General features: G+C 63.1%; 7 protein-coding genes. 3 read left to right on the forward strand and 4 right to left on the reverse strand.

Annotated features, from left to right (window positions below):
• The 3 genes from E5W87_RS14285 to E5W87_RS14295 all read left to right on the forward strand — a co-directional run.
• Positions 1–902, forward strand: a 902-nt coding sequence (locus tag E5W87_RS14285; RefSeq protein ID WP_292398188.1) for a helix-turn-helix transcriptional regulator, incomplete at its 5' end; no start/stop codon positions are given.
• 240 nt (positions 903–1,142) lie between these two features.
• Positions 1,143–3,467, forward strand: a complete 2,325-nt coding sequence (locus E5W87_RS14290) for an NADP-dependent malic enzyme (RefSeq protein ID WP_292398190.1) — start codon at positions 1,143–1,145, stop codon at positions 3,465–3,467.
• An 85-nt stretch (positions 3,468–3,552) separates the two neighbouring features.
• Positions 3,553–4,737, forward strand: coding sequence for a DUF2865 domain-containing protein (locus E5W87_RS14295; RefSeq protein ID WP_292398191.1), 1,185 nt, complete (start codon positions 3,553–3,555; stop codon positions 4,735–4,737).
• Here the strand turns inward: E5W87_RS14295 and gltX are convergent.
• The 4 genes from gltX to E5W87_RS14315 all read right to left on the reverse strand — a co-directional run.
• Positions 4,655–6,028: a glutamate--tRNA ligase gene (gene gltX, locus E5W87_RS14300; protein ID WP_292398194.1), complete on the reverse strand. Its 1,374-nt coding sequence runs from the start codon at positions 6,026–6,028 to the stop codon at positions 4,655–4,657. The two genes, E5W87_RS14295 and gltX, sit on opposite strands and share 83 nt — an antisense overlap.
• A 135-nt stretch (positions 6,029–6,163) precedes the next feature.
• Positions 6,164–7,969, reverse strand: a complete 1,806-nt coding sequence (locus tag E5W87_RS14305; protein WP_292398196.1) for an ABC transporter ATP-binding protein — start codon at positions 7,967–7,969, stop codon at positions 6,164–6,166.
• Between the two features lie 393 nt (positions 7,970–8,362).
• The gene (locus E5W87_RS14310) at positions 8,363–8,776 is read right to left on the reverse strand and encodes a GNAT family N-acetyltransferase (RefSeq protein WP_292398198.1); all 414 of its coding nucleotides are present in this window, start codon (positions 8,774–8,776) and stop codon (positions 8,363–8,365) included.
• Between the two features lie 53 nt (positions 8,777–8,829).
• On the reverse strand, positions 8,830–9,752 hold a 923-nt coding region (locus E5W87_RS14315), incomplete at its 5' end, for an NAD+ synthase (protein ID WP_292398200.1).

Raw genomic sequence — 9,752 nt, forward strand, 5'->3', positions numbered from 1 at the left:
AATTCATGCAAGACGACGTAAACAAATGGGTGGAGCTGGCGGGCGCGCGTTCGCCAGCCAACAGTTTGTATCTCGCGACCAAGGGCCGGCTTGAACAGAGTTCCCGTTATCGCGACATCTGCGTGCCGCTTGGCTTCGGTGACGAGCTGCGAGCCGCATTGCGTTTGGGCAATTCATGTTGGGGCTTCATGTGTCTTCACCGTGAGAGGAAGGGACCGAATTTTAGCCTCGATGAAACTGAATTTCTGGCCGCCCTCACTTCGCATCTTGCGGAAGGACTCCGTGGGGCGCTGCTTCTGGCGCAAGCAGAAAATGCTGTCAGCGATGATGGACCCGGCTTGCTGTTGCTAAGCGACGACCTTTCAGTAGTGTCATCGACCGTCGCGGGGGAACACTGGCTCGCCGAAATCGCCGACTCGCCTGATCGTCGCGAATTGCCACAAGTGATCTACGCGGCCGTCGCACGGCTAACCATGCTCGAAAGCAACTCGGGCACATCCCTCGCCCTACCTCCGCGCGCGCGTGTGCAGACAAGACCCGGTCAATGGCTTATCGTTCACGCTTCGCGTCTGTCTGGCCGAACCGCACCACAAGAAACAGCCGTAATCCTGGAGCCGGCACGGCCCGAGGAATTGGCGCCATTGCTGCTGCAAGCGTATGGCTTGACTCGCCGCGAGGCCGAGGTGGCGCAGCTGGTGTTGCGCGGCGTTTCAACAGCGGGCATTGCTGCGACGCTTCTCATATCCGACCACACCGTCCAGCAGCACCTCAAGGCTGTTTTTGACAAGATTGGCGTCGCCAGTCGCCGCGAACTCGTCGCTCAGGTGTTTGCGCAGCAGTATCGTCCACGCATGCGCACTTCGTTGCGCCAGAAGCCGCCCAGCAGAACGCGTTCACATTAGCTCCAAGCTCTGTGCTGGCGCGACTGCTCTCGTCATTTGAAGATCGGCTGATCCCGACCGAATGTTCGATAGTGCCGGTCAGCCGAGCGGATCGGCCACCTGCAGCCCCACCAGTTGTGTCGCGTGCGCGGCCCATTTCTGCGTCAGCGTCGCACTTGCGACATATCACCCCTCGAAAAGCCGCGGCTGCATGCTAAGAGACTCAAAACACCAAACGGACTGAACTGAGGAGCGGCCGGCATGGAAGGCGAAAGCAAAAAAGCAGCCCGGTCGGACCTCGACGAAGCCGCACTCTACTTCCACAAGCATCCAAGGCCTGGAAAGCTTGAAATCCAGGCAACCAAGCCGCTCGGCAACCAGCGCGACCTGGCGCTTGCCTATTCGCCCGGCGTCGCGGCGCCTTGTCTGGAAATCCGCGACAATCCGGCCACCGCCGCCGACTACACGGCGCGGGCCAATCTGGTTGGCGTCGTCTCCAATGGTTCGGCGGTTCTTGGTCTTGGCAACATCGGACCGCTGGCCTCCAAGCCGGTGATGGAAGGCAAGGCGGTGCTGTTCAAGAAGTTCGCTGGCATCGACGTGTTCGACATCGAGATCGACGCGCCTGACATCGAGCGTATGGTCGAGACGATCTCGGCGCTGGAGCCGACTTTCGGCGGCATCAACCTCGAAGACATCAAGGCACCCGAATGCTTCGAGGTCGAGGAACGGCTGAAGGCCCGCATGGCCATACCGATCTTCCACGACGACCAGCACGGCACCGCAATCATCGTCGCCGCCGCCGTGCTCAATGGTCTGGAGTTCGCCGGCAAGACGATCTCCGACATCAAGATCGTCACCTCCGGCGCCGGGGCAGCTGCCCTCGCCTGCCTCAACTTGCTGGTTTTGCTCGGCGCGCGCGTCGAAAACATCTGGGTCACCGACCGTTTCGGCGTCGCTTACAAGGGCCGCGTCGACGAGATGGACCGTTGGAAAGACCCTTACGTGAAGGACACCGAGGCACGCACGCTGGCCGATGTGCTGCCGGGCGCCGACGTGTTCCTCGGTCTTTCGGCCGCCGGCGTGCTGAAACCGGAATTGCTCCAGCATATGGCGCCAAAGCCGCTGATCCTGGCGCTTGCCAATCCCAATCCCGAGATCATGCCGGAAGCGGCACGGGCAGCGCGACCCGATGCGATGATCTGCACCGGCCGCTCCGATTTCCCCAATCAGGTCAACAACGTACTCTGTTTTCCTTACATTTTCCGTGGTGCGCTGGACTGCGGCGCCAGCGCCATCAACGAAGAGATGAAGATGGCCGCAGTGCGGGCGATCGCGGCTCTTGCCCGCGAAGAGCCGTCCGATGTCGCCGCCCGTGCCTATTCCGGCGAAACACCGATCTTCGGGCCTGATTTCCTAATCCCCTCGCCCTTCGATCCCAGGCTGATCCTGCGGATCGCGCCGGCGGTGGCCAAGGCCGCTTGCGACACCGGCGTCGCCACACGGCCGATCACCGATATGACGGTCTATATCGACACGCTGAACCGCTTCGTCTTCCGCTCCGGCCTGGTTATGAAGCCGGTGTTTACGATGGCCAAGACGTCGAGCGCCAAGCGCGTCATCTATGCCGACGGCGAGGACGAGCGCGTGCTGCGCGCCGCGCAAGTGGTGCTGGAGGAGGGTATCGCCGAGCCGATCCTGATCGGCCGCCCGCATGTCATCGAAGTCAGGCTGAAACGCTACGGGCTGCGCATCAAGCCGGGCGTCGATTTCGGCCTGATCAATCCCGAGGACGATCCCCGTTATCGCCACTACGTCGATCTTTTGATCGAGCTCGCCGGCCGGCGCGGCGTGACGACGGAAGCCGCGCGCACCATGGTGCGCACCGACAATACGGTGATCGCAGCACTTGCCCTCAAACGTGGCGACGCCGACGCCATGGTCTGCGGCCTGGAAGGACGTTTCGAGCGGCATTTGCGCAATGTTACCCTGATCATCGGCCCGCGCGCCGGTATCAGGGATCACGACCTGTCCACGCTTTCAATGCTGATCTCGCAGCGCGGCATCATTTTCCTCACCGACACCCATGTCACCGTCGATCCGACGGCCGAAGAGATCGCCGAGATGACGGTGCTGGCGGCCGAAGAAATCCAGCGCTTCGGCATCGAGCCCAAGGCCGCCTTGCTGTCGCATTCGGATTTCGGCTCGCGCGACTCGCCAAGCGCGCTCAAGATGCGGCAGGCAGCGGCGATCCTGGCGCGCATCGCGCCCGACCTGCAATGCGACGGCGAGATGCATGCCGACTCGGCCCTGTCGGAGCAGTTGCGCCAGCGCGTCTATCCGCATTCGCGGCTGAAGGGCGAAGCCAATCTGCTGGTGTTCCCCAATCTCGATTCGGCGAACATCACGCTCACTGCATTGCGCACCATGATGGACGCGCTGCATGTCGGCCCGATCCTGCTCGGCACCGACAGACCGGCGCATATATTGACGCCGTCGGTGACGTCGCGCGGCGTCGTCAACATGACGGCGCTCGCCGTGGTCGAAGCGGCTCACAAGGCGCAGGCGGTCGTAAATCTGGGCTAGAGCGGGCTTTCGCGGTAAGCTGAACAAACAGTTAACCGCAAACGCGGTAGCTTTCTCGACGGTCGGGTAAACGGAGCTCAGACGAATGACGCGCGGAGGGTGGAAGCTGACGCGTGCCGCGGCACTGTTCGGTGCCCTGGCGTTATCAAGCTTTGCCGTCACCGAGCCGCAGGCCGCCTCCCGTGTTTGCCGCCAGTTGGAGAATCTCGCAGCCGCTGCGCGTGGCGGCGGCGGCAAGCCGGCCCTGCTCAGGAAATACGACGACGCGATCATGCGGCAGCGCGAGCAGATTGCAAAGGCAAGCCGCCAGTCCAACAGCGCCGGCTGCGGCTTTTCGCTGTTCGACCGCAATCGCAATGCTTGCGCCGCACTCGATGCCACGCTCGATCGCATGAACGTCAATCTCCATGCCTTGCAGGTCAAGCGCGCGCAGCTCGCTGGCGGCGGCTCGCGACGTGACCGCGCACGCATATTGGCCTCGCTCGACGCCAATGGCTGCCGCGACAGCGCCGTGCCTTCTAAGCGTGCGCCTGTCCTGGAAGCCAACCGTGAAAACGGAAATCTGCTCGATCGGCTTTTGGGCGACGCCAGTCAGCCCAATGCGCTGGATGAGCCGAGCGATCCCGATAAACAACGCGGCATCCGCGCCATGATCAATCAGCCCGACGGCATGGACCTGCCACGTCTTGGCGGCGAATTCCGCACAATGTGCGTGCGCACCTGCGACGGCTATTTCTTCCCGATGTCGAATGCCGCCTCGCTGGGCGATTTCGAGCGCGACCAGAAGAATTGTGATTCGAGCTGCCCCGGCACCGAGATGCAGGTGTTCTATACGCGCGGCATTGGCGACGATTCGGCTGACATGACGTCTTCGATAAACGGCAGGCCCTACAGCGAACTGCCGACCGCCTACCTCTACAAGCAGCCCGAAACATCGCGTCCGCCGGCTTGCGGCTGCAACGCCGCACGGAATTTCGAGATCATTGCCGGCAATCCACCAAGCCCGGAACAGGCCGAGGCCGATGTGGGGACCACGCCGTCCGTTCCGGTGCCCGCCGCCAAACCCGATCCGGGTGCCGATCCAGAGACGTTGGCCAATGTCGAAGGCGGGCTCGATCGCGAAGCCATCAAGCGCCTCGCTTTAAAGCCCTTGCCGACGACCTTGCTGCCGCCGGAACAGCGCAAGGTCAGGGCCGTCGGGCCAGCGTTCCTTCCCGACCCAGCAGCGGCAACAGGTCTGCAAGCTCCGGCCCCGAAGGCTGTCCAGTAAGTGCAAGCCTGAGCGGCATGAACAGCGCCTTGCCCTTGCGGCCGGTCGCTTCCCTGATCTTGCCCGTCCACTCTTTCCAGACCGACCCGTTCCAGGGATCTTCCGGCAAAAGATCGAACGCCTGGCGAAGGAAATCGCGGTCGATGTCGGAAAAGTCCGGCTGCTCCTGCGGGCCGTCGCGAAGTGTGCGCCACCAGATTGCTGCATCGGCCAGCCTGTCGAGATTGCCGCGCACCGCCAGCCAGAAGGGCTCGGCCTGTTCGCCGGAGATGCCGAGCACGATCAGCCGGTCGCGCGCCTCGGAAAACGGCATATGGTGCAGCAGCGTGCGGTTGAGCACGAAAAGCTCGTCCGGGTCGAACTTGGCGGCGGATTTCGACGTCGCGGCCGGATCGAAGCGCCCGGCAAGCTCGGTCATGTCAGGCACCGCCACGACATTTTCCGACGTGCCGACGAGCACGGCCAGCGAGGCGACGGCCATCGGTTCGATGCCGGTCTCGCGCAGGCTCTCGATGGACAGCGCGCCGCTCCGCTTCGACAGCCCCTCGCCCGACGCGGTGGTCAAGAGATTATGGTGGCCGAACACCGGCGGCTCGGCACCCAACGCCTGGAACAGGGCGATCTGCACGCCGGTATTGGTGACGTGGTCGTCGCCGCGGATGACATGGCTGACGCCCATCTCGATGTCGTCGACCACTGAAGGCAGCGTGTAAAGATAGGTGCCGTCCTCGCGCAGCAGAACCGGATCGGAAAGCGAGGCAAGGTCGACGGTTTCCTCGCCGCGCACCAGATCGTTCCAGTGGATTTCGGTGCGCTCCGGCGCTAAGGGATCACTGGTGAAATTGGGCAGGAGAAAGCGCCAGTGCGGCCGGCGGCCATCAGCCTGGTATTCGGCGATCTGCTCGGGCGTCAGTGTCAGCGCCTCCCGGCCATAGACCGGCGGCAGGCCGCGCGTACGGCGCACCTTGCGCCTGAGATCGAGTTCTTCCGGTGTTTCGTAGCAGGCATAGAGAAGGCGCGCCGCCTTCAATTTCTCCACCATCGCATCGTAGATCTCGAAGCGCCGTGACTGGTATTCCGTGGCGTCCGGAAAGATGCCCAGCCAATGCAGGTCGTAGAGGATGGCGTCGGAGAATTCCTGCGTCGAGCGCGCGACGTCGGTATCGTCGAAACGCTGGATGAAGCGGCCCTTGTTGTTCATGGCGAACAGCCAGTTGAACAGCGCGGTGCGCGCATTGCCGATATGAATGCGGCCGGTCGGTGATGGGGCGAAACGGACGGTAACTGTCATGGGCGGGGCGTACCGGATGATTTTCGTATTGACAAGACACGCCCCCGCGCTCTGCGGCAGACATAGAACATGACAAAGGCGATGAAAAGACGGCAGCGCCGCGCGTCCATTAAGATGGCGCGGCGCTGTAACCCGTCACATCGCCAGCCCCTTGGTCAATTCGAGCGCTTGGCGCTCGAACAGCCGGCGATAGATGCCACCTTGCAGCCGGATCAGCTGATCATGCGAACCCTCTTCGACGATGCGGCCGCGATCGAACACCAGAAGCCTGTCCAGCGCCCGCACCGTCGAAAGCCGGTGCGCGATGACCAGAGTCGTGCGGCCGACCATCAACCGCTCCATCGCCTGCTGGATCAGCACCTCCGATTCCGAATCGAGGCTCGACGTCGCCTCGTCCAGAATGAGGATCCGCGCATCGGCGAGGAAAGCCCGCGCGATCGCCACGCGCTGGCGCTCGCCGCCCGATAGTTTCACGCCGCGCTCGCCGACGAGCGTGCCGTAACCCTTCGGCAGGTCGACGATGAAGTCGTGCGCGCTGGCCAGCCGCGCGGCGTGCTCGATCTCGGCTTGCGTGGCGCTCGGCCGGGCATAGGCGATGTTTTCGGCCAGCGACCGGTGAAACAGGATCGGCTCCTGCTGGACGATGGCGATCTGCCCGCGCAGCGACGCCTGCGCCACCCCGGCAATATCCTGACCGTCGATCAGGATCGCTCCCGCGCTCACGTCGTAAAGGCGCTGGATCAGCTTGACGAAGGTCGTCTTGCCCGAACCCGAATGGCCGACCAGCCCAACGCGTTCGCCCGGCGCGAGGTCCACCGAAAAGTCGCGATAGAGCGGCAGGCGGTGGCTGCCATAATGGAAGGTGACATTGTCGAAGCTGATGCGACCGTCGGTGATGCGGATCGGCTTGGCGCCGGGCACATCCTCGATGCCGAGCGGCTCGGACTGGAAGTCGACCAGTTCCTCCATATCGTTGATCGAGCGTTGCAAATTGCGGATGTGCGTGCCGATGTCGCGCAAATAGCCTTGCAGCACGAAGAACGAGGTCAGCACGAAGGTAACATCGCCGGCGCTCGCCTGCCCCCACGACCACAAAAGCAGCGAAAATCCGATCACCGCGGTTCTCAGAAGCAGCAGCATCGCCCCTTGCGTGGTGCCGTTGACGGTGCCGCGCACCCAGGTGCGGCGCGTGCGGGCGCGCCATCTGGCGACCACCTTGGCAAGGCGCGTTTCCTCGCGTTCCTCGGCGCCAAAACCCTTGACCACGGCGTTGCAGCTCACCGCATCGGCCAGCGAGCCGCCCAGGCGCGTGTCCCATGCGTTGGCAAGCCTTGCGGCAGGCGCGACATAGCCAAGCGACAGCAGCGCCGTCACCGCGATGAACAGCACCGAACCTGCAGCGACGACAGCACCCATCAGCGGCCAGAACCAGCCGAGCAGCAGCGTCGAGCCGACGAGCATGACGACCGACGGCAGCAGCGCGATCAGGATCGTGTCGTTGAGCAGGTCAAGTGCCCACATGCCGCGGGTTATCTTGCGCACGGTCGACCCGGCGAAGCTGTTGGCGTGCCAGTCGGTGGAGAAGCGTTGCACGCGATGGAAGGCGTCTGCGGCGATATCCGCCATCATCTTCAGGGTCAGTTCGACGATGGCCATGAAAGCGAGGTTGCGCAGCACGACACCGGTGAGCGCCAGCGCCACCAGCATCGAAAAGGCCGCCATCGCCGCATTCCATGCGACATCGTCGGCCGCAGCGCTGCTGGCAACGGCGTCAACCAGCCGGCCGGAATAGAGCGGCGTCAGCACGTCGGCCAAGGTCGACAGCAGGAACGTGCCCATGATGAGCGAAAGCCGCCACGGCTGGCGTCGCCAATGGCTGAGCGTGAAGCCAAGGACGCTGCGAAAGGCGCCCGCGCGCAAATCTATCTGAAAACGAGCCATGATGTCATTCGGGCGCAAGCGAGCCCGGTCCCGGTAAGGTCGAAAATTGAAAAAACCGCGTTGGGCGAATTAGCGCCCAGGAATGCGGAGGTTCGGCATATTTGGCGGCTCGCCCGAATACGGGCGGCGACCGGCATCGACGAACGCCTGTTCTCGGTTAGGCATCGCTACAGCGGTAGAAACCCTGTAGCGGAGCGTCCGAGACCTAGGCTTCGCGGCCTCGCATAACGATGTCAAATCCTGCCATTCGGTCCTCCCACAAGGGAATCGCGGAAAGGCGTTTATAGAGACGCCTCACCGCCACGCCAAGCCAGCGAGCGACCGAAAGCGCATCTGGTCCAACCAGTGAGACCATTTTGCAACAATCGCGGGTTGTGCGTCGGGGGCGCCTGTTCACGCTGCCGGAATACGGTCGAGCCGCATGTAGCGGCCATCGGTGGACGGCCTGAAGCCCAGTTTCTCGTAAACCGCGTGGGCATCGTTGGTCGACAGGCTCCAGTGTGTGACTGTCTCGCAATCCGGATGATCGATAAGCGCCTGGACAAGCCGCGTGCCGATGCCGCGCCCGCGGTATTCCGGCCAGACGATGATATCGGCCAGATAGGCAAACACCGTGCGATCGGTGATCGCCCGGCCGAAGCCGATCTGCTTGCCGTCGGCATAAGCGCCCACGCAAAGCGAGTTGGCAAAGGCGCGGCGGTGGACTTCGTCGCTGCGCCCGCTGCCCCAGTAGCTTGCCATCAACAGGTCGGAGGTCGCCCGGAAGTCGATCCGCGACACGTCGAAGCTGATTTCACAGTCAGGCATGGCTGTCCCCACTGATCGTCCGGCCGCAGCCATTTCACAGGAACAACGGCGATCTAGCCGCCATCCCTGAACCGGTTGGTGATGGGATAACGGCGGTCGCGGCCGAAATTCTTTTTGGTGATCTTCACGCCGGGCGCCGCCTGCCGGCGCTTGTATTCGGCGATGTAGAGCAGGTGCTCGACGCGCGTCACCGTCGCCCGGTCATGGCCGCGGGCAACGATCTCGTCGACACCCATCTCGTTCTCGACCAGACACTCCAGTATGTCGTCCAGCACCGGATAGGGCGGCAGCGAATCCTGATCCGTCTGGTTCTCGCGCAGCTCCGCCGACGGTGCCTTGTCGATGATGTTGTTCGGGATCACCTCGCCGGATGGGCCCAGCGCGCCAGGCGGCACGTGTGTATTGCGCCAGCGCGACAGCGCATAAACCTGCATCTTGTAGAGGTCCTTGATTGGGTTGAAGCCGCCATTCATGTCGCCATAGAGCGTGGCGTAGCCGACCGACATCTCGCTCTTGTTGCCGGTGGTGACCACCATCGAGCCGAACTTGTTGGAGATCGCCATCAAAATGGTGCCGCGCGCGCGGCTCTGCAGATTTTCCTCGGTGATGCCTTCCTTGGTGCCCTCGAAAAGCTGCGTCAGCGTATGCAGGAATCCCTCGACCGGCTCGAAGATCGGCACGATATCGTAGCGGCAGCCGAGCGCGCGGGCGCAGTCCTCGGCATCTTTCAGTGAATCCTTCGAGGTGTAGCGGTAAGGCATCATCACGGCGCGCAGCCGTTCCTCGCCGAGCGCATCGACGGCAAGTGCGGCGCAGATCGCCGAATCGATGCCGCCGGAAAGACCGAGCACCACATTCTTGAAGCCGTTCTTGTTGACGTAATCGCGCAGGCCCAGCATGCAGGCGCGGTAATCGGCCTCCTCCTTTTCCGGGATTTTCGACATCGGCCCTTCGGAGCAGGCCCACCCCTCGGAAT

The organism is Mesorhizobium sp. (assembly GCF_004962925.1).
Lineage (GTDB): Bacteria > Pseudomonadota > Alphaproteobacteria > Rhizobiales > Rhizobiaceae > Mesorhizobium.

Excerpts from the sequence above, each read along its gene's own strand:
- E5W87_RS14290 (WP_292398190.1), top strand. The coding sequence starts at position 1,143 with ATGGAAGGCGAAAGCAAAAAAGCAGCCCGGTCGGACCTCGACGAAGCC.
- E5W87_RS14295 (WP_292398191.1), top strand. The coding sequence starts at position 3,553 with ATGACGCGCGGAGGGTGGAAGCTGACGCGTGCCGCGGCACTGTTCGGT.
- gltX (WP_292398194.1), bottom strand. The coding sequence starts at position 6,028 with ATGACAGTTACCGTCCGTTTCGCCCCATCACCGACCGGCCGCATTCAT.
- E5W87_RS14305 (WP_292398196.1), bottom strand. The coding sequence starts at position 7,969 with ATGGCTCGTTTTCAGATAGATTTGCGCGCGGGCGCCTTTCGCAGCGTC.
- E5W87_RS14310 (WP_292398198.1), bottom strand. The coding sequence starts at position 8,776 with ATGCCTGACTGTGAAATCAGCTTCGACGTGTCGCGGATCGACTTCCGG.